15 protein-coding genes and 2 tRNA genes are annotated in these 19170 nt (G+C 72.1%); 5 read left to right on the forward strand and 12 right to left on the reverse strand.

Translation table 11 applies throughout. The features are described from left to right. Positions 1 to 101: 101 nt before the first annotated feature. Positions 102 to 175, forward strand: a tRNA-Asp gene (locus ACO229_RS20330). A gap of 51 nt (positions 176 to 226) precedes the next feature. After that, positions 227 to 299, forward strand: a tRNA-Phe gene (locus ACO229_RS20335). A gap of 158 nt (positions 300 to 457) precedes the next feature. On the opposite strand, the gene ACO229_RS20340 is transcribed toward ACO229_RS20335, so the two are convergent. Continuing rightward, positions 458 to 814 (reverse strand): hypothetical protein, encoded by a 357-nt coding sequence (locus tag ACO229_RS20340; RefSeq protein WP_397429465.1) that lies wholly within the window; start codon positions 812 to 814, stop codon positions 458 to 460. 272 nt (positions 815 to 1086) lie between these two features. On the opposite strand from ACO229_RS20340, the gene ACO229_RS20345 reads away from it, so the two are divergent. Both ACO229_RS20345 and ACO229_RS20350 read left to right on the forward strand, forming a co-directional pair. Then, the gene (locus ACO229_RS20345) at positions 1087 to 1527 is read left to right on the forward strand and encodes a phage holin family protein (RefSeq protein ID WP_423462599.1); all 441 of its coding nucleotides are present in this window, start codon (positions 1087 to 1089) and stop codon (positions 1525 to 1527) included. Then, positions 1524 to 1850: a DUF3618 domain-containing protein gene (locus tag ACO229_RS20350; protein ID WP_397416555.1), complete on the forward strand. Its 327-nt coding sequence runs from the start codon at positions 1524 to 1526 to the stop codon at positions 1848 to 1850. The genes ACO229_RS20345 and ACO229_RS20350 overlap by 4 nt, the downstream gene beginning before the upstream one ends. A 65-nt stretch (positions 1851 to 1915) precedes the next feature. On the opposite strand, the gene ACO229_RS20355 is transcribed toward ACO229_RS20350, so the two are convergent. Then, complete coding sequence (locus ACO229_RS20355) at positions 1916 to 2125, reverse strand: BldC family transcriptional regulator (RefSeq protein WP_108495333.1); 210 nt, start codon at positions 2123 to 2125, stop codon at positions 1916 to 1918. A 585-nt stretch (positions 2126 to 2710) separates the two neighbouring features. On the opposite strand from ACO229_RS20355, the gene ACO229_RS20360 reads away from it, so the two are divergent. Then, complete coding sequence (locus tag ACO229_RS20360; protein ID WP_397416551.1) at positions 2711 to 2923, forward strand: DUF3073 domain-containing protein; 213 nt, start codon at positions 2711 to 2713, stop codon at positions 2921 to 2923. A gap of 60 nt (positions 2924 to 2983) precedes the next feature. On the opposite strand, the gene purM is transcribed toward ACO229_RS20360, so the two are convergent. The 10 genes from purM to ACO229_RS20410 all read right to left on the reverse strand — a co-directional run bounded on the left by purM (position 2984) and on the right by ACO229_RS20410 (position 19131). Continuing rightward, a complete protein-coding gene (purM, locus tag ACO229_RS20365) occupies positions 2984 to 4093 on the reverse strand; it encodes a phosphoribosylformylglycinamidine cyclo-ligase (RefSeq protein ID WP_423462600.1) in 1110 nt (369 codons plus the stop codon). A 34-nt stretch (positions 4094 to 4127) separates the two neighbouring features. Further along, complete coding sequence (gene purF / locus ACO229_RS20370) at positions 4128 to 5675, reverse strand: amidophosphoribosyltransferase (protein ID WP_423462601.1); 1548 nt, start codon at positions 5673 to 5675, stop codon at positions 4128 to 4130. A 58-nt stretch (positions 5676 to 5733) separates the two neighbouring features. After that, positions 5734 to 6033 carry a hypothetical protein gene (locus tag ACO229_RS20375; RefSeq protein WP_397416544.1) on the reverse strand — a complete coding sequence of 100 codons (300 nt, stop codon included), beginning with the start codon at positions 6031 to 6033 and terminating at the stop codon, positions 5734 to 5736. Between the two features lie 119 nt (positions 6034 to 6152). Then, complete coding sequence (locus ACO229_RS20380; RefSeq protein WP_423462602.1) at positions 6153 to 10769, reverse strand: ExeM/NucH family extracellular endonuclease; 4617 nt, start codon at positions 10767 to 10769, stop codon at positions 6153 to 6155. 294 nt (positions 10770 to 11063) lie between these two features. Then, positions 11064 to 11480 (reverse strand): sterol carrier family protein, encoded by a 417-nt coding sequence (locus ACO229_RS20385; RefSeq protein WP_397429460.1) that lies wholly within the window; start codon positions 11478 to 11480, stop codon positions 11064 to 11066. Then, complete coding sequence (locus ACO229_RS20390) at positions 11480 to 11920, reverse strand: hypothetical protein (RefSeq protein WP_397429459.1); 441 nt, start codon at positions 11918 to 11920, stop codon at positions 11480 to 11482. The genes ACO229_RS20385 and ACO229_RS20390 overlap by 1 nt, the downstream gene beginning before the upstream one ends. A gap of 26 nt (positions 11921 to 11946) precedes the next feature. After that, complete coding sequence (locus ACO229_RS20395) at positions 11947 to 14670, reverse strand: RNB domain-containing ribonuclease (RefSeq protein WP_423462603.1); 2724 nt, start codon at positions 14668 to 14670, stop codon at positions 11947 to 11949. 48 nt (positions 14671 to 14718) lie between these two features. After that, positions 14719 to 15681: an endonuclease/exonuclease/phosphatase family protein gene (locus tag ACO229_RS20400; RefSeq protein WP_423462604.1), complete on the reverse strand. Its 963-nt coding sequence runs from the start codon at positions 15679 to 15681 to the stop codon at positions 14719 to 14721. A gap of 118 nt (positions 15682 to 15799) precedes the next feature. Beyond that, on the reverse strand, positions 15800 to 18124 hold the full coding sequence (gene purL / locus ACO229_RS20405) for a phosphoribosylformylglycinamidine synthase subunit PurL (protein WP_397416533.1): 2325 nt from the start codon (positions 18122 to 18124) through the stop codon (positions 15800 to 15802). Between the two features lie 134 nt (positions 18125 to 18258). Further along, a complete protein-coding gene (locus ACO229_RS20410) occupies positions 18259 to 19131 on the reverse strand; it encodes a family 16 glycosylhydrolase (protein ID WP_397429456.1) in 873 nt (290 codons plus the stop codon). Positions 19132 to 19170 lie beyond the last annotated feature (39 nt).

The raw sequence follows: 19170 nt of genomic DNA on the forward strand, positions 1-19170 counted from the left end.
GCGGAGTCGGATTCTGATTTCAGATTCGGCCCCGCGGTGGGTTAGGATCCTCACGGTTCGAAACGAGCCCCCCGGATGCGGGAAGCGTCCAGCAGTACCAAGGCCCTGTAGCGCAGTTGGTTAGCGCGCCGCCCTGTCACGGCGGAGGTCGCGGGTTCAAGTCCCGTCAGGGTCGCGCGAGAGGCGCCCGGATCGTCGGTCTCGACTATCCGGGCGTTCGCGCTAGGGCTCTGTAGCTCAGTTGGTAGAGCGTTCGACTGAAAATCGAAAGGTCACCGGATCGACGCCGGTCGGAGCCACAGCAAGAACCCCCGGAACCACGTGGATCCGGGGGTTCTTCATTTTCTCCCTGTCGCGGATCGCTCTGACCGGTCAGCGATTCGATGAGCGAACGGCTCCGTCCGGCCCGTCGCCGCCCACACCCGACGCAGGCCCCGGCAGCGGCCGTCCCCATGGCTCACGGCGAGCCCGAGAAGCGCCGGAGAGTTTGTCGGGCGTCCGCGCGTGAGACCCCGATCCGCAGCTGGAAGTCGGCGTCGGGTACAGCGTTCGGGCCGTCGAGGATCTCGCGGAGCGCGTTGACGACCGCTTCGACATCGTCCGGACCAAGTACGTACTGGTCGGCGGCCAGCCACTCCCCTACCGGACCATCCCAACCGTCCGGAGGGACTCGGTAGTCACCCGTCCGGAGGCAGGTGGAGCACGCCCACGCATGTTCGGTCGACAGACCGAGCCAGCGTGACCGCGCCCGGGACTCCGCCGACAACGGCCCCATGCACCAGTCGCAATAGTCCTGGACCTGATCGATCGACATGGCCGTAACCTACTCCGGAGCCGTATCGGCGCACGGGTCCGGGGCACCGCTCCTGAAACGCGACCCTCCGCGAGGAGTTGCCGTGCGGACCCCGCGTCAACACTGTTCTCAGGCAGTTCTGAGATAATTCCTTCCAGCACTTGGGGGATTGGCGCGCGTTTACCTTCATGCTTTTCCGGGAAGGCGCGCCGCGCCAGGAATTGCCCCGTCCGCACTTGACCTGTTGAGTTGTCTTCAACGGCGCACACCGATGCCGGGGCACGGGAGGGCAGATGATCGAGGACGCGAAGGTCGACAGCCACACGGGAGCCGCAGGCAGCACGCCAGGACCTGAGCGGCCGGCCTCCCTGGGAAAGCTCGTGGAGCAGATCTCCGAGCAGGCGACCCGCCTTGTCCGCGCGGAGATCGCGCTCGCCAAGGCAGAGCTGACCGAGAAGGCGCTGAAGTCCGGCATCGGTATCGGGCTGCTCGTCGTCGGGCTCCTGATCCTGGCCTACGCCGTCGGAGTGCTGCTCCTGGCGGCCGTGTACGGCCTGGGGACGGTCTGGCCGCTCTGGCTGTCCGCCCTCGCCATCGGCGGCTTCATGGTGCTCGTGACGATCGTGCTCGCCCTCGTGGGCGTCCAGCTCCTGAAGAAGGGCACCACCAAGCCCGAGAGCATCCAGCGCGTGCAGGACGACATCACGGCGATCAAGGAGGGGATGGGCCGATGAGCGCTTCGAACAGCACACCGCCCAGCAGCAGCGAGCTCAAGGACGAGGTGCTCCGCACCCGCGCGGACCTCGCGGCGGCCGTGGACGAGCTGACCACCCGGCTGAGCCCTGGTTACCAGGCGTCACGCATCGCGCACGACGCCAAGCAGGCCGCGAACGACGCCGGAGCCATGCTGTCCGGCTCCTTCGGCGACAAGAACGGCCCGGCGCACGATCCGCGCCGGGCCCGCAACGCCAAGATCCTGATCGGGGCCACCATCGGTCTGGTGGCCCTCGGTACAGCAGTCGCTGTGACAGTCGTGCTCAGGCGCGCGCGGGGCTGAGCTGGGGGGCAGCACCCGGCGCGCCTTCGTCCTACCTGCCGACCAATCCGTCAACGACGTCCGACTTAGTTGTCGGAGTCGCCCGAGCTGTCCGCTGCCGCACCGAGCAGCGCCCGAACCTCGGACTCCTTGTAGCGGCGGTGACCGCCAAGTGTCCGGATCGACGAGAGCTTTCCCGCTTTTGCCCAACGCGTTACTGTCTTGGGGTCAACACGGAACAAGCTCGCTACCTCGGCAGGCGTGAGCAGGACCTCGGATTCTCCGTGGATGGACATCCCCGCACCTCCTCCGGAACGGTGCCGGCCTGGCCGTACCAGGCGGTTGACGACACCCGCTCTTGCACCATTGTTAGCAGCAAACGGGATTTAGGCGACTTGGGGACGGGGTTTATTTCCTCACTTTCCCCACTGCGCGCCACGCGCGCCCGTTTCGGGCGAGTCTGGGACACGTGCGACACGCCGACCACGCGATCCGCCGTCACCGAGCCCTCGCGTCACGGGCATCTTCTGCACACATCCGGCCACTCTCCCGCAGTCGGCAAAGCGCGAACGGCAGCATGTCCCACGGCGCACAAGAGATGCCCGAGCAGAGACATGACCGGCCCGGAACTAGCCGGTGCGTTCAGTCATCGAACAGCATGTCAACGACAAAGACATGATCAACACCACCGAGTGCGGCGCGGGCGCCGGGGCACCCCGGACGATCCGAATGTCACACCGGGGGATGGGACGAATCACGTCCACGGACTGGAAGAAACGCCGTACCAGCATGTAACGTTGGAACCTGGACAGACGAAACGCTACGGGGCCGCACGTCCATGCACGGTGCCGCCCCGCTCCTACGTTGAGGGGGTCGGAGCCATGGGCCGCGGCCGTCAGAAGGCAAAGCAGACCAAGGTTGCTCGCGCGCTGAAGTACTACAGCCCGGAGACCAATTATCACGCCCTCGAGCAGGAGCTCAGCGGGGACTCCCACACGGACGTGGCGACAGAGTCGCGGTGGGACTCCCCGGAGGACGAGGAGTACGACAACAGGTATTCCGACTGGGCAGAGCAAGACGGCAACACGCGCTGAGGGTGCCGGCGCCTTCGCGCCGGCCCCGCGCCCGGTCATCGACCGAGCAGCGCCACCGCCTCAGCCGCGGTAGTCGTTCACCAGCCTGACCGCACCCCCGGACACGCCCTTGGTCCCTGCGACCAGGTCCTCGTGCTCGGTGGCGGTGTCGAGCGTCTCCACGCTTCCGAGCGTCCACGCGGGAACACCTAGCGCGGCGAGCCGGGCGAGTGTCGCGTCGACGCCGTCTGCGCCCACGACCGCGACCATGCCCACGCCCAGGTTGAGCGTGTTCTCCAGGTCGCGGTTCGGCACTCCGCCGAGCTCGCGGACCATGCGGAACACGGCCGGCACGTCCCAGGACGCGCGGTCCACCGTCGCCACGAGTCCCGCGGGGAGCACGCGCGCGAGGTTGGCCGCGAGGCCGCCGCCCGTGACGTGCGTGTAGGCGTGCACCTGCGCCGCGTCGTCCGCGGCCAGGGCCAGGCAGTCGGAGGCGTAGACCCGCGTGGGCTCCAGCAGCTCCTCGCCGAGGGTGCGCCCGAGCTCGTCCACGTGCCGGTCCAGGGACCAGCCCGCGTGCTTGATCACGGCACGCACCAGCGAGTACCCGTTGGAGTGCAGGCCGCTCGACCCCATCGCTATCAGCACGTCGCCGGGACGCACGCGGTCCGGGCCGAGCACGCTGTCGGCCTCGACGATGCCCGTGGCGGCTCCGGCGACGTCGTACTCGTCCGGCGCCAGGAGACCGGGGTGCTCGGCCGTCTCGCCACCCACGAGCGCGGTACCGGCCACCTCGCACGCCTGAGCGATACCGCGCACGATGTCGGCGATCCGCTCCGGCACCACCTTGCCGGTGGCGATGTAGTCCGTCATGAACAGCGGCTTGGCGCCCATCACGACGATGTCGTCGACCACCATGCCCACCAGGTCGAACCCGATCGTGTCGTGCTTGTCGAGCGCCTGCGCGATCGCCACCTTGGTGCCCACGCCGTCCGTGGACGTCGCCAGCAGCGGTGCGCGGTAGTTCTTGAAGGCGGACAGGTCGTAGAGGCCGGCGAAGCCGCCCACGCCGCCGAGTACGGCCGGACCCTGCGTGCGGCGCACGGCGTCCTTCATGAGCTCGACGGCCTTGTCGCCCGCCTCGGTGTCCACGCCGGCGGCGGCGTACGTCAGGCCTTCGGAAGTCACTGGTGCTCCTGCGTCGTTCGGGTGGTGGTCGTGGTCACGGGTGGTCGAGCGCGGTCGCGCCACCGGCGCTCACGGCGAGCTGCCGGAGCCCGTCCTCGGGCGGGCCGAGCGGCAGCTCGGCCTGCTCCAGCAGGTGCTTGCCGAGCTGGTCGTCCGGGGGCAGCTCGATCGGGTACTTGCCGGTGAAGCACGCGGCGCAGAGCTGCGAGCTGGGCTGCTCGGTCGCCGCGATCATGCCCTCGGTGCTGATGTAGCCGAGGCTGTCGGCGCCGAGCGACTGCCCGATCTCCTCGACGGCGAGCCCGTTGGCGATCAGCTCGGCCCGGGAGGCGAAGTCGATGCCGTAGAAGCAGGGCCACTTGACCGGCGGGGACGAGATGCGCACGTGGACCTCGGCGGCGCCCGCCTCCCGCAGCATGCGGATCAGCGCGCGCTGGGTGTTGCCGCGCACGATCGAGTCGTCCACGACCACCAGGCGCTTGCCCTTGATGACCTCGCGCAGCGGGTTGAGCTTCAGGCGGATGCCGAGCTGGCGCAGCGTGTCGGACGGCTGGATGAACGTGCGGCCCACGTACGCGTTCTTCGTGAGGCCCTGACCGAACGGGATGCCCGACTCCGCCGCGTAACCGACGGCTGCCGGCGTGCCCGACTCCGGCGTCGGGATCACGAGGTCGGCCTCGACGGGGTGCTCGCGTGCCAGCTGACGCCCCATCTCGACGCGCGCCGCGTGGACCGACCGCCCGTTGAGGGTGTTGTCCGGCCGCGCCAGGTAGACGTACTCGAAGACGCACGCGGCCCGCTCGGCCTCGGCGAAGCGCGCCGAGCGCATGCCGTCGGCGTCGATGCAGATGAGCTCGCCGGGCTCGACGTCGCGCACGTAGGAGGCGCCCACGATGTCCAGGGCCGGCGTCTCGCTCGCGACCACCCAGCCACGGTCGAGGCGACCGAGCACCAGCGGGCGGACGCCCTGCGGGTCACGGGCGGCGTAGAGGGTGTTCTCGTCCATGAACACGAGGGAGAACGCACCGCGCAGGCGGGGCAGCACCTCGAGTGCCGTCGCCTCCAGCGTGCGGTCGGCGTCACCGGCCAGCAGAGCGGTGATCAGGGCCGTGTCCGTGGTGTTGCCCCGGGCGAGCTCGCCACGGCGCTGCGCGCCGTACCGCTCCGCCACCAGGTTCACCAGCTCGGCGGAGTTGGTGAGGTTGCCGTTGTGGCCCAGGGCCACGGTGCCGGACGCCGTCGGCCCCAGCGTGGGCTGGGCGTTCTCCCAGGTGACGCCACCGGTGGTGGAGTACCGGCAGTGCCCGACGGCGATGTGACCGGTCAGTGCGTTGAGAGCGGTCTCGTCGAAGACCTGGGACACGAGCCCCATGTCCTTGTAGACCAGGATCTGCTCACCGTTGCTGGTGGCGATGCCCGCGGACTCCTGTCCGCGGTGCTGGAGGGCGTACAGACCGAAGTACGCGAGCTTGGCGACCTCCTCGCCGGGTGCCCAGACCCCGAAGACGCCACATGCGTCCTGGGGGCCCTTCTCGCCGGGCATGAGGTCGTGGTTGAGTCGGCCATCTCCGCGCAGAGGCATGCTCCGAGTATCCCATGCGACCGGAACCGGGCGACCAGCCCCGGATGTGACCTCCGCGTCAGCGGCCGCGCAGGCTCCGGCGGTCCGCGATCACGGCGAACAGGCCGGCCAGGAGAGTGGTCGTCATCGTGACGAAGCTCGTCAGCACCGTGACGTACACGCCGGGCTTCATCATCGCCGCGCCCGAGGGCGAGTTCACGAGGTAGAGCGACAGCGCGAGCCCGAGGACCAGCCCCACCAGCGCGCCCGTCCAGAAGAAGGCCTTGTACCGGGGCGCCCGACGCACGGTGGCCGGGTCGATGACGGCGCGCACCTCCACGTCGTCGGCGGACTCCTGGGATGCCTGGGACTCACTCACGCCCCCAGACTACGCGCCCACGCTTGCCGAGAGAGAACCGCAGAGGCAGAACGCCGGCGAGGTGGAACCGCGGAGTGCCCGGTTCCACCTCGCCGGCGTTCTGCCTCGGCAAGGGTGGGTCAGCTGATCAGCTTCCAGGGGCTGCGCTTGCCCACGCCCGGGATCTGGAGGATGGTCGGGCGGGTCGCCTCGTACACCTCACCCCGGTAGGACACGGTGTCACCCCACCAGTAGAGCTTCCACGGGACCCAGGCAGGCGCCTCCGGCTCCTCGGGAGCCCCCGCCTCGACGGTCACCGGAAGGCGCACGGTCGTACCCGACGGAGCCGCCTGCACCAGGAGCTGGTACTCCCCCGCGGCCGTGCCGGCCGGGATCGTGACCGACGCCGACGTCGCCCCCTCGGTCACCGTGCCGGTGCCCAGGGAGACGCCGTCCGCGGCCGTGCCGCCCTCCGGGACCAGGAAGGTCTCGGTGGTCGTGTTGCGCGGCGCGCCCAGCGACGTCAGGTCCAGGCCCGACAGGCTGACGTCGGTCGCCGCACCCGCCTCGACCGTGCCCGGCAGCGCGGGCGTCACCGCGCGGGTGCGGGCGAAGCTCGGGGTGATCGGCGAGGAGGCCTTGATGTACTCGATCCAGGCGTCACGGTCGATCAGGCCCGAGTCGCGGCCGTCCGTGCCGTCGGTGAAGGCCCGGAAGTTGTCACCGCCCGAGATCAGGAACGAGAACGTCGCGATGCGGTACTCCGCCGCCGGGTCGACCGGCACGCCGTCGATGGTGATCGACGAGACGTTGTCACCGGGGGCGGCGTTCGGGTCCGCCGTCGTGGTCGTGTAGGAGACGTTGTCCGACAGCCCGAGTGCCAGGTACGGGCGCGACGGGCGGTTCCCGTTGACGTCCGTCTGCCACTGCTGCTCCAGCAGCGTGTCGAGCTGTGCACCGGTCAGCGTGATCGTCCACAGGTTGTTGACGAACGGCAGCACGGCGTTGGCCTCGGCGTAGGTGATCACGCCGTCCTCGCCGAAGTAGAGCTCGTTGCGCAGGCCACCCGGGTTGACGACGCCGATGTCGGCGCCGCCGCGGTCGTCGCTCGCGAGCGAGTCGCGCAGCGAGTTAGCCACGAGGTTGCCGAGCGCGGACTCCGACGCGCGGTCGTCCCGGTTGCCACCGGTGTAGACGCCGTCGGTGTACGAGCCGCCCGCGAACGCCGTGGTGACGTCTGCGGTGACCTCGCCGATCGGCTGGGCGCCGATCTGCTCCGCCTCGGCCAGCGCCGCGTCCACGATCGAGTCGACCTCGGCGACCGCCGGATAGGTGGCGATCAGCTCGGCGGCGGGGGTGGTCGTGCGTGCGACGTTCTCGACGGTGTAGTCGGTGACGTCGAACGACTCCGTGTCCACCGTGAGCGAGACGTGGCCCAGGAACTCGCCGTAGTTGCCGGTCTGGATGATCGGACGGGTCTCGCCCTCGGTACCCGGGACCGGGGCGTCCCACGCGTACTGCTTGTGCGTGTGGCCGGTGAAGATGGCCGCGACGCGCGGGTCGGTCTGCTGCACCAGGTCGGCGAACGGACCGCCGGCGGCGATCTCCTCCTCCAGCGTGGCACCGTCCGGGGTGCCCGCGCTCGCGCCGTCGTGCGCGAGGGCGACCACCACGTCCGCCTCACCGTTGGCGGTGTCGCCGTCCAGCAGCTCGTCGGTCACGCGGTTGAGCGCCTCCACCGGGTCGCCGAACTCGAGGCCCTCGATGCCCGACGGGGTGACGAGCGTGGGGGTCTCCTGCGTGACCACGCCGACGAACCCGACGTCGACCCCGTTGACCGGGACCACCTGGTACTCGGGAAGAGCGGGTTCGCCCGTGGCCTCGTCGTAGACGTTGGCCCCGAGGTAGTCCCAGTCGGCGGCGTCGGTGACGCGGCCGGTGAGGTCCGCCATGCCCTGGTCGAACTCGTGGTTGCCGACCGCGGAGGTCTTCAGGCCGAGCGCGTTGAGCACGTCGAGCGTGGGCTGGTCCTGCTGCAGCGCGGAGGCGAACAGCGACGCGCCGATGTTGTCACCCGCCGAGACGAACGCGGTGCCCTCGGGGTTCTGCGCCCGCAGCTGCTCCACGGTGCCCGCGAAGGCGACGGTGTTCGCGTCGATGCGGCCGTGGAAGTCGTTGATGGCCACGAGGTCCAGGTCGACCGACCCGGGCTCCGTGGTCGTGCCCGCGAGGTCCAGGCCCACCAGGACCGGGTCGTGGTCGGAGGACCGGAACGGCGTCTCGTCGTAGAGGATGGTCGCGTTGTAGTTGTACCGGCTGTACTCGTTCGCGACCGGCTCGTACGCGTTGATGTTCCAGACGTCGGTGCCCGTCACGACCTCGGCGGCGGCCGGGGAGGCCAGCACGTGGTCGAGCGAGCCGACCATGCCGTCGAAGTTGTACGTGTACTCGCCGGTGGTCGGGCCGAGGTCCGTGTAGCCGGCGTCGGTGAGGACCTGGATCGGGTCCTCCTGCTCGTAGGCGTTGAAGTCGCCGAGCAGCAGCACCTTGTCGGTGCCGGCCGCGGTGGCCTGCTCCTGCGCGAACGCCGCGAGCGAGGTCGCCTGGCGCGTGCGGGACTCGTTCGAGGCGCCCTGGCCGTCGCCCTGGTCCGCGTCGCCCGGCCAGGGGCCGGCCGAACCCTTCGACTTGAAGTGGTTGGCGATCACGACGACGTCGTCCCCGGCGTCGGTGGCACCACCCGCGGGCTGGAACGTCTGGGCCAGCGGCTGGCGGGCGTTGCCGAACGCCTCGTCGCCCACCAGGATCGTCGAGTCGCCCACCGGCTCCGCCGTCGCGGTGCGGTAGATGAAGGCGTTGCGGATGACATCCTCGGCCTCGGGCACCTCGGCCGGGGAGGCCGCGTAGGCCCACGTGCCGGCGCCCTCGGCCGCGTTCAGGGCGTCCACCAGGTCCGACAGCGCCTGATCGCGGTCGCCACCGAGCGCCGCCGTGTTCTCGATCTCCAGCAGGGCCACCACGTCGGCGTCCAGCGCCGAGATCGCCGCGACGATCTTGGTCTGCTGGCGCTGCAGGTCCTCCTCCTCGGCCGCGCCGCGGGCGTCGCAGCCGACCGAGACCGTGACGGGGTCGCCGTCCCGGTCGGTGTAGTAGGTGCAGCCCGCAAGCTCGTCGCCCGTGGTGGTGAAGTAGTTCAGCACGTTGAACGTGGCGACCTGCAGGTCACCGCCCACCTCGGCGGGCGCGTCCTCGCGTGTGTTCTCGAACGTGGCCGGCTGCACGGTCGAGGCGACGTCCGGCGTCAGGTGTGCCAGCGGCTGGAAGCCCCACGCGTCGTACCGGTAGTCGAGGATCACCGGCGTGGTGAACGTGACGCCGGCGCCCACCCGCAGCGGCTCGCCGCCGGTCAGGTAGGGCAGGGGCTTCGACTTGTTGGCGGTCGAGTTGTAGTTGAGGGACGAGCCGTCGTCGAGCAGCACGCCGCGCGCCGCGTTGTCCGCGACCTGCGCGTCGTACTCCGCCGAACCCGGCCGGCCCGCCGTGGTCGGCTGCACCAGCGGGCTGTCGCCCGACGCGAGGCCGATCGTGCCGTAGTAGTTGGTGTCGTAGTTGTCCGTCACCGTGAAGTCGCCCTCGGGCGCGAGCAGCATGCCCTCGAGCGCCTCGCGGCCGGCCTCGTCGGCGGGCCAGGCGGTGACCGCCGGCTCGACCGTCGCCGGCTCGTCCAGCACGGTCCAGCTGCCCGCGGACGGCGTGAGCTCCGTGAGGCCGTTGAACTCCGAGACCGTACCGGTGACCTCCACGTGGTCGCCCGCCGAGAGGTCGGCGGCGGCCGCGGCGGAGAACACGAAGACGGCGTCCGACGCACCCGGCGTCGGGTCGTCGCCGCCGCCGGTGCCCGCGGTCTGCAGGTACAGGCCGTTGAACCCGCCGGTCGCGTAGACGGCGGTGACGACGCCACGGGTGGTCACCGTCTGGCCCACGAGCGGCGAGGCGGCTCCGGTGCCCTGGATCTCGGCGATCGGGGTCACCTCGCCGGGCTCGGTCGGCTCGGACGGCTCCGGCTCGGGCTCGGTGGCCTCGCTGTTGGCGGGGGTCACCTCGGTGCCGAACACGAAGTCCGCCGAGTTGTCACCCGCGTCGCCCGTGCGCTCCAGCGAGCCCACCACACCGGTGCCCTGGCCGGCAGGCGCCTGGGCGGTCTCGAACGTGTCGGCGGTGCCGTAGCCGAGCAGGTCGACGACGCCCGCGGCACCCTCCGCGGGCACCGCGCCCTTGGCGGGCGCGACCGCGGTGGCCTGCGACGCGAGCGCGATGACGCCGGCCGTGCCGCTCGGGTTGAGGCCGCCGACGGCGTCCGGCGTGGGGAGCGCGTCGCCGTTGGCAGCGTTCGAGGCGCCCTGTACCAGGTAGTGGCCGCCGGCGGCGATGGTGCCGCTCAGCGGGGTGATGCCGGAGAACGAGGCGCCGGTCGCGGACTTGTACTGGACCGACCAGCCGTCGACGCTGACGGGCTCGTCCGTCGGGTTGTAGAGCTCCACGAACTTGTTGCGGTACGGCTGGCCGGAGCTGCCGCCGACGAGGTATGCCTCGCTGATGACGACGTGCCCGGAGTCCGGGCCGTCCTCGGCGCCGGTGGGCGCGGCGAAGGCCGCCGACGCCGGCAGGGCGAGCGCCGCGGCGAGCGCCGCTGCGACCGCGGCCCTGCCGCTGGACCGGGGGTGCGGTCGCGGGGACCGGAGCGTGCTGGGTCTCACGCTGACTCCTTCTGCAATAGCCGGCCGAGGCCGGGATGGCGTGCCCTGGTGCAGGACGTCTTGTGCGGCGGCGTCGCCGCAGCCGGGGGCGCGTGTCCGTCGCGCGAGCAGCCCGGCACGAGCGCCACCAACCAACCACTGCATCGTGAACCGGCGGTTACGGACCGACACCCGCAGGGAAAAATGCCGCCCCGGCACCGGGTGAACCTGCTCGCAGCCGAACCACGAGATCGACGCCGAGGCTAGCGGGTGGCACTGACATCCGTGGCAGCGCACACGCCGGACACGCCCGGTTCACCCGGATCCGGTCGGTGGATCCAGCTCGCCGATCGCCCCGGACACCGCCCGGCGCCCCGCTGTCAGCGGCAGCAGATGGGAGATGTCCGAGCGCTCGCCCGAGGCCCGCACCCGTCCGTCTGCGACGGCGTCCGCCCAGCTCACCGCGCCCGTGGCGAGGCCGAGCCAGGTCTCCGGGTCGGTCTCGACCACGTTCGGCGGCGTACCTCGGGTGTGCCGCGGACCGGCGACGGCCTGCACTGCTCCGGCCGGCGGGACCCGGACCTCGACGGAGTTCCCGGGGGCGACGGCGGCCACCTCCTCCAGGAGGAACCGCACGGCGGTGGTCACCGCTCGGCGGTCCGCCTCGTCCCGGGACCAGGCCGCGACGGCGGCGCGCCCGGCCTCGGGGTCGGTCCGGCGACGCGGCGGCACTACTGCACCGCCAGGAAGTCGCCGAGCCGGGTCCAGCCCGACCGTTCGAGGCTCGTGAAGTCGGTTCCGGGCATGACGAACATGACCTTGTCGGTGCCGTTCGACACCTCGGTCCCCGTCGGGTTGGGCGTCATCGTGCAGCCGGCGATCGTGTCCGCCTCGGTGCTGGCCAGGACCAGGCACGTCGAGGCGCCGTCCCCGGAGCGGGCGGCGTAGAACGTGGCGTCGCCGTCCGCGCCGAGCCGGCGCGTGGTGTCGCCGTCGACGGCGAGGTCGGCGAGTTGTGCGTCCGGGAGCACGTCCTCGGCCTGCTGCTCCTCGTCGAACAGGGCCTCCAGGTCCTGGACGCCGTCCGACGGCGTACAACCGGCCAGCAGCACGGACACACCCAGGGCGGCCACGGCGCCGGCCCACCGGGGAACGGGTACGGCAAGGGTCATGGGGCCAGTATCGCGGACGGTCCGCCTCAGTAGCGGTAGCCGTCGGGCCCCGGACCCTCCACCGCGAGCAGGTCCGCCGCCACCACGACCGGCAGCTCCCGCGAGGAGAGGACCGGGTACTCCGCCACGTGCACGCCGCCGGCGTACCCGTCCCCGCGGACGACCGGGACCGGCTGCGACAGCGACGCCGTGCGCCGGGGCCCGGGGGCGTGCCGCGGCCAGGGATGGGACATCGGCACCTCGTCGCGGACCTGCGGCCGCACCGGCCGTCGCACGGGTGGGTAGCCCACACCGTGCCCCGGGTGCGGCGGGACGGAGGCAGGTGCGGACGCCGCGGTCCCGCCGTCGGACGCGGGCCGGGCGGACTGCTCCTGCGGGTACCGCTGGTCGTCGGAGTGGCCCGGGTACTGCCGATCCGGCGTGGAGGACGGTTCCGGCGGGTACGGAAGCTCCCGCGCGGAGGAGCGCTCCTGCGGGAAGGCCTGCTCGGCCCGGTACGACGGCGCAGGCTCCGGGTACGACCGGGCGGCGGTGGTCTCGGGGCCCGCCCAGGAAAGACCAGGATCCGCGTTCCGCCAGCTCTCCGCGCCGGGATCGACGGCGGGCCACGACGCCGCACCGGACCCGGTGCCTGCCCACGAGCCCGGGCCGGCGGCCGTCTCCGACCACGCCGGACCCTGCTCGGCGCTCCGCCGGGCCGCCCGGCTCATCGGCTGCGGACGCGACGGCTGCGAGCGCGGCGACTCGGGACGGGACGGCTCGGGGAGCCGCGACGCGGCAAGGGACGACCCGGCAAGCGGCGGCTCCGGACGGGACGGCTCCGGACGGGCCGACTCGGGACGCGGCAGCTCCGGACGCGGCAGGGCCGGTGCAGCCGGCTCCGGACGCAGCAGCTCCGGGGCCGGCTGCACCGGCCCTGCCGCGGCCTCAGGAGACAGCGCGCCGTGCGCGGGCACGGGCCCGTCGTCCGGCCGCGCGAACGGCACTGGCGCCGCAGGTGTCGTGGGCGGCGAGATCGCCGATCCGAGCGAGACCGACCGTCCCGTCACGGACGATCCCGAGGATCCCGATCCCGGTACCGAGGACCGCGCGGCCTCCGGAGAGGTCCCCGGCCTCGGCGTCGGCTCGGGGGAGGAGGGTGACGGCCGCGGTGACGGCGACGGTTCGGGCGGCGACACCGGGCGCGACGCCGCGGCGGCCCGGCGCCCCGCGGAGCGGCGTCCGCCACGACCGGAGGCGAGGGCGCGGCCGCTGCCGTCGTCCGGCAGCTCCTCGCCGGGCAGCGTGAACGCGACGCGGCGCTCGGCCACGTCGGCCTCGGCGAGCCGGACCCGCACCTCGTCGCCCAGCGGGAGGTGCGAACCCGTCACCCGGGCGCGCACGGCCGGCTCCCGCAGCACGACCTGGCCGCGCTGCGGGCCCTGGCCGTCCTTCCGGGGGTCGTCGAGGTCGACCACCACGCCGTCGAAGTCCTCGCCGAGGCGGCCGGCGAGCACCGAGGCCTCGACGATGTCGATGCACTCGCGCTCGAACGACGAGGCCCGGCGGCCGGTCTCCGCCATGACCGCGGGCAGGTCCTGCATCGCGGTGAGCACCCATGCGGGCACCGGGGCCCCCGCCGAGACGGCGAGGCAGATCTCCGTCGCGTAGCGGTCCACCAGGCGCCGCAACGGCGCCGTGACGTGCGCGTAGTCCGCGGCGATCGCTGCGTGCCGGGTGTTCTCCGGCGGCGCCACCACGGCGCCGTCCGGGCCCGGCATGCCGAAGGCGACGTAGCCGGCCCCGCGGAACAGCGTGGTCGCCTCGTTGAGGAACGCGGCGTGCTCGGGGATGCGCGAGACGAGCGTCGGGACCAGCCGGGCGTACGGGAGCGTGTCCGGCCACTCGATGCCGAGCGCGCGAGCCGTGCGGCGCAGCCGCGCCAGGTCACGGGGATCGGCCTCGGGCAGGGTGCGCAGGATGCCGACGCCGGCCTCCCGCATGAGGTGCGCCGCGGCGATGCCGGTGAGCAGCGAGATCTGCGCGTTCCACTCCTCGACCGGCAGGTTGCGGCGGAACGACAGTGCGTAGGTGCCGTCCTCGCGCCGCTCGACCTCCTGCTCGGGCACCTCCAGGGACACGCCGCCGCGGGCCACCTCGAGCGACTGACGCAGGCGCCCGACGTCGGCCAGGAGCTGCAGGGACTCGCTCGCGGTGCCCGCGTCGAGGGCCGACTGGACCTCGGCGTAGGTGAGCCGTTCGCGGCTGCGCACGAGCACGCGCTCCAGCCCGGCACCGGTGATGATGCCGCGCGCGTTCAGCGTCACGGTCCACAGCACCGCCGGTCGGTCCTCCTCGGGCAGGAGGCTCGCCGCACCCTCCGAGAGGATCTTCGGGTGCAGCGGGGTGCGGGCGTCCGGCCCGTAGATCGTCATGCCCCGCTTGCGCACCTCGGTGTCGAGGGCGCCGCCCGGCACCACGAACGCGCCGAGGTCCGCGATCGCGTAGTGCACCACGTAGCCCTCGCCGGACTGCTCCACGTGCACCGCCTGGTCGAGGTCCTTGGAGCCCGGCGGGTCGATGGTCACGAACTCGATGTCGCGCCGGTCCGCCCGGCCGGCCGAGAAGTCCCGCACGGCCGCGGCACGCGCCTCCTCGAGCACCTCCTGCGGGAACATCGCGGGCAGGCCGACCTCGGCGCGGAGCGCCGCGAGGGCGCTCGTCACGTCGTCGGGGGCGGAGGGCGCGAGGCGCATCTGACGAGTCGGCACAACTGCGAACATAGGCCGGTTCCGCGCTCCCCGCGCGGTGTCGCTGTGCTATTCGACGACGACGGTGGCCAGCAGCGCCCGGTGGTCCGTCCCGGGGACGTCCATGGGCACGACGTCGGAGACCGGCATGTCCCGCTCCACCACCACGTGGTCCAGCGCGAACAGCGGCGGCACCCGGCTGCCCTCGGGCCAGGTCACGACCGGGCCCGCGCCCCACTCCCGGGTCGCGTCCGCGAACCGCGAGCCGAGCAGGTCGCGGAAGGTCGCGTGGTCGTAGGTGGCGTTGAAGTCACCGGCGAGGATCTGCGGGGTCCGGTCGGACCGGGCCTGCTCGGTGAGCTCGACCAGCTCGGTGCGCCAGGTGGCGGTCTCCTCGGGCAGCGGCGGGTAGGGGTGCACGGCGGTGAGGCGCACGTCCGTGCCGCCCACGTCCACGAGGGCCGACGGCATGGCGAAGCTCGTGCCGCGGAGCTGCTCCGGCCGGCTCAGGGGCGTCGACGACCACAGGCCGCTGCCCCCGGGGCCGTCCGGCGCCGGGACGGTGAAGCTGTGCGGCAGCAGCTCGTCGAGACCCGCCTCGGTCAGGGCCTCCTCCAGGTCCGGTGTGAGCTCCAGGATCGTCAGCGCCTCGACGTGCTGCGACTCCACGAGGTCCACCACGGACTCGGCGTCGGCCTGCCCCAGGTGGGCGTTGAGGGTCATCACGCGCACGGTGCCGGCGTCGGCGGGGTCGGCGGGCGCGGACGCGGGCGGCGGGACGAAGAAGGGCGCGGTCCAGTAGACGAAGCCCGCCAGCGAGACCGCCAGCAGCACCGTCAGCACCCAGCGCCGGGAGAAGAGGGCGATGACCAGCAGCGGCAGCGTCACCAGCGCCGCCCAGGGCGTGAACGCCACGATCAGCGGCAGGGGCGGCACGTTGTCGAACGGCAGAACCCGCCCCGACGCCACCAGCAGCAGAGGAATCGCGACGACCCAGAGCACGAACGAGACAAGGCCACGGACAAATCGCACCCCCGGACCCTACCGGTACCCCCGGCCTGCCGACGGAGAACCGTGGCGGGACAGGACGGTGGCGAGACAGAACGCTCGGTCCTGTCTCGCCACCGTTCTCCGTCGGCGGGTTCGCGGGTCAGGCGAAGATGCGGGGCAGGGTGCCCTCGTGGGCCTCGCGGGCCTCGTCGAGCGGGAGGTCGAAGTGGCCCTCGACCACCACGGCGTCGCCGCCCGTGGTACCGAGGCGCAGCACCGGTACGCCGGCGTCCTCGGCGAGGTGCGTGAGCTCGCCCTCGTGCTCCGGGTCCACGGCGACGACCACGCGCCCGGTCGTCTCCGAGAACAGCGCCACGAACGGGTCCACCTTGTCGCGGCCCGTGACGCCCTCGAGCGCCACCGTCGCGCCGACGCCGAAGCGCAGCGACGCCTCCAGCAGGGCCTGGATCAGGCCGCCCTCGGACAGGTCGTGCGCGGCGGCCGCGAGACCGGACCGCCGAGCCTCGACGAGCACTCCGGCCAGGGCCTTCTCGGCCGCCAGGTCCACCCGCGGCGGCACGCCGCCGAGGTGCGAGTGCACGACGTCGGCCCACGCCGAGCCGTCGAGCTCGTCCCGCGTGGTACCCAGCAGGAGGAGCGACAGCCCCTCGGACTGCCAGCCGGAGGCCAGCGCGGTGCGCACGTCGTCGATCACGCCGAGCACGCCCACCACGGGGGTCGGGTGGATCGACGAGTCGATCTGCCCCGGCTCGCCGGTGCCGTTGTAGAGCGACACGTTGCCGCCCGTGACCGGCACGCCGAGCTCCTGGCAGGCGTCGGCCAGACCCTCGATCGCCTCGACGAGCTGCCACATCGAGTCCGGGTGCTCGGGCGAGCCGAAGTTCAGGCAGTCCGTCACCGCGAGCGGGGTGGCACCGGACGTGGCGACGTTGCGGTACGCCTCCGCGAGCGCCAGCGCGGCGCCCGTGCGCGGGTCGAGCTTGCCGTAGCGGCCGTTCGCGTCGGTCGCGAGCGCGACACCGAGGCCCGTGGTCTCGTCGACGCGGACGACGCCGCCGTCGTCGGGCTGGGCGAGGGCGGTGTTGCCCTGGACGAAGCGGTCGTACTGGTCGGTGACCCACGCCTTGGAGGCGAGGTTCGGGGAGGCCAGGAGCGTCAGCGCGGTCTCGCGCAGCTCCTCGCCGGACGCGGGGCGGGCCAGGCCCGCGGCGACCGTGGTGTCGGCCGCCAGCCCGTCCTGCCACGCCGGACGGGCGTAGGGCCGCTCGTAGACGGGGCCCTCGTGGGCCACGGTCTTCGGGTCGACGTCGACGATCCGCTGGCCGTGGTGGTCGATGGTGAGCCGGCCGGAGTCGTTGACCTCGCCGATGACGGCGGTCTCGACCTCCCACTTCGCGGTGATCGCGAGGAACGCGTCGAGCTGGTCGGGTCGGACGACGGCCATCATGCGCTCCTGCGACTCCGACATGAGGATCTCGCCGGCGTTCAGCGTGGGGTCGCGCAGCAGGACGTCGTCGAGGTCGACGTGCATGCCGCCGTCACCGTTGGAGGCGAGCTCCGAGGTGGCGCAGGAGATGCCCGCGGCGCCGAGGTCCTGGATGCCCTCGACGACCTTGGCCGAGAACAGCTCCAGGCAGCACTCGATGAGCACCTTCTCCATGAAGGGGTCGCCCACCTGGACGGACGGGCGCTTGGCGGGGACGCCGTCCTCGAAGGTCTCGGACGCGAGGATCGAGGCACCGCCGATGCCGTCGCCGCCCGTGCGGGCGCCGAACAGGACCACCTTGTTGCCGAGGCCGGAGGCGTTGGCGAGGTGGATGTCCTCGTGCCGCAGCACACCGAGGCAGAGCGCGTTGACGAGCGGGTTGCCCTGGTAGGAGCCGTCGAAGACGAGCTCGCCGCCGATGTTCGGCAGGCCCAGGGAGTTGCCGTAGCCGCCGACGCCGGAGACCACGCCGTGCACGACGCGCGCCGTGTCGGGGTGGTTCACGTCGCCGAACCGGAGCTGGTCCATGACCGCCACGGGGCGCGCGCCCATCGAGATGATGTCGCGGACGATGCCGCCCACGCCGGTCGCGGCGCCCTGGTAGGGCTCGACGAACGACGGGTGGTTGTGCGACTCGACCTTGAAGGTGACGGCCCAGCCGTCGCCGATGTCGACGACGCCGGCGTTCTCGCCGATGCCGACGAGGAGGTGCTCCTTCATCTCGTCGGTGACGCGCTCGCCGAACTTGCGCAGGTGCACCTTCGACGACTTGTACGAGCAGTGCTCGCTCCACATCACGGAGTACATCGCGAGCTCGGCCGCGGTGGGGCGGCGGCCCAGGATGTCCTTGATGCGCTGGTACTCGTCCTTCTTGAGTCCGAGCTCTCCGTACGGCTGCACCTCGTCGGGGGTGGCCGCTGCGACCTCGACGGTGTCGAGCTGCGGGCGGGAGGGTGCCTGGGACGCGGGCGCGGTCATGGAGTAAACCTCTGCGTGCGGGGTAGGTTTCCGGGCGCCGGAGCGCCCGCCCCAGTCTACGACGGGTCGCGCGGCGGAGCGGCCCTGCCGTCCGGTGACGACGGGACCGCCCGCTGACGCGCTCCGACGAGCTGTCAGAGCTGTGAGTCGTACACGCGCACGTAGTCGACCACCATGCTCTGGGGGAACTGCGTGGTGCCGTCCGGGTAGCCCGGCCAGTTGCCGCCGACGGCGACGTTCAGGATGAAGAAGAACGGCTGGTCGTACACCCACGGGTTGCCGCCGGTGTTCGCCGTGGTGAACGTCTGGTAGGCGACGCCGTCGACGGACCAGGTGATCGAGCCGGGCTGCCAGTCGATCGCGAAGGTGTGGAAGTCGTCGGCGAACGACCAGCCCTGCGGGTGCATGTACTGCCCGGTGATCCCGTTGCCGCCCGAGTACCCGGGGCCGTGCAGCGTGCCGTGCACCAGGTGCGGCTCGTAGCCGACGTTCTCCATGATGTCGATCTCGCCCGCATCGGGCCACCCCGTGTTCGGGAACTGGCCGCCGAGCATCCAGAACGCCGGCCAGATGCCCTGCCCGCGCGGGATCTTGATGCGCGCCTCCAGGCGACCGTACTGCGGCTGGACCTTGCCCTTGGTGGTCAGGCGCGCGGACGTGTAACCCCCGTTGCCGTCCTGCCGGGCCGTGATCACCAGGTTGCCGTTGCCGTCCAGGGCCGAGTTGTCGCGGGAGTCGGTGTAGACCTGAAGCTCGTTGTTGCCCCAGCCGCCGCCCCCGGTCTCGAAGTTCCAGTTGGCGCTGTTCGGCGCGCTGCCGGCAGCGCCGTCGAACTCGTCCGACCAGGTCAGGGCAGCCGCCTCGGCCGGAGCAGCAGCCGCGCCGGCCCCGCCGTCCCGCGCCTGGGGTGCCGCCGCGGACGCGACCAGGGAGGCGGACAGGACGAGCGTCACGGCCGCGGTGGCCGTGACGGTCGTGCGGATGGTGCGGTGTCTCGTGCTGCGCATCGGACGCTCCTTCGCGAACGTGTCTGGCATCTGTGCGGC

The sequence above is a fragment of the Promicromonospora sp. MS192 genome (assembly GCF_049532985.1).
Lineage (GTDB): Bacteria > Actinomycetota > Actinomycetes > Actinomycetales > Cellulomonadaceae > Promicromonospora.

What these genes read in the sequence shown, in the direction of transcription:
- purF (WP_423462601.1), bottom strand. Translation starts at nt 5,675, where the DNA reads ATGCCTCTGCGCGGAGATGGCCGACTCAACCACGACCTCATGCCCGGC.
- ACO229_RS20350 (WP_397416555.1), top strand. Translation starts at nt 1,524, where the DNA reads ATGAGCGCTTCGAACAGCACACCGCCCAGCAGCAGCGAGCTCAAGGAC.
- ACO229_RS20355 (WP_108495333.1), bottom strand. Translation starts at nt 2,125, where the DNA reads ATGTCCATCCACGGAGAATCCGAGGTCCTGCTCACGCCTGCCGAGGTA.
- ACO229_RS20345 (WP_423462599.1), top strand. Translation starts at nt 1,087, where the DNA reads ATGATCGAGGACGCGAAGGTCGACAGCCACACGGGAGCCGCAGGCAGC.
- ACO229_RS20360 (WP_397416551.1), top strand. Translation starts at nt 2,711, where the DNA reads ATGGGCCGCGGCCGTCAGAAGGCAAAGCAGACCAAGGTTGCTCGCGCG.
- ACO229_RS20390 (WP_397429459.1), bottom strand. Translation starts at nt 11,920, where the DNA reads ATGACCCTTGCCGTACCCGTTCCCCGGTGGGCCGGCGCCGTGGCCGCC.
- purL (WP_397416533.1), bottom strand. Translation starts at nt 18,124, where the DNA reads ATGACCGCGCCCGCGTCCCAGGCACCCTCCCGCCCGCAGCTCGACACC.
- ACO229_RS20410 (WP_397429456.1), bottom strand. Translation starts at nt 19,131, where the DNA reads ATGCGCAGCACGAGACACCGCACCATCCGCACGACCGTCACGGCCACC.
- ACO229_RS20340 (WP_397429465.1), bottom strand. Translation starts at nt 814, where the DNA reads ATGTCGATCGATCAGGTCCAGGACTATTGCGACTGGTGCATGGGGCCG.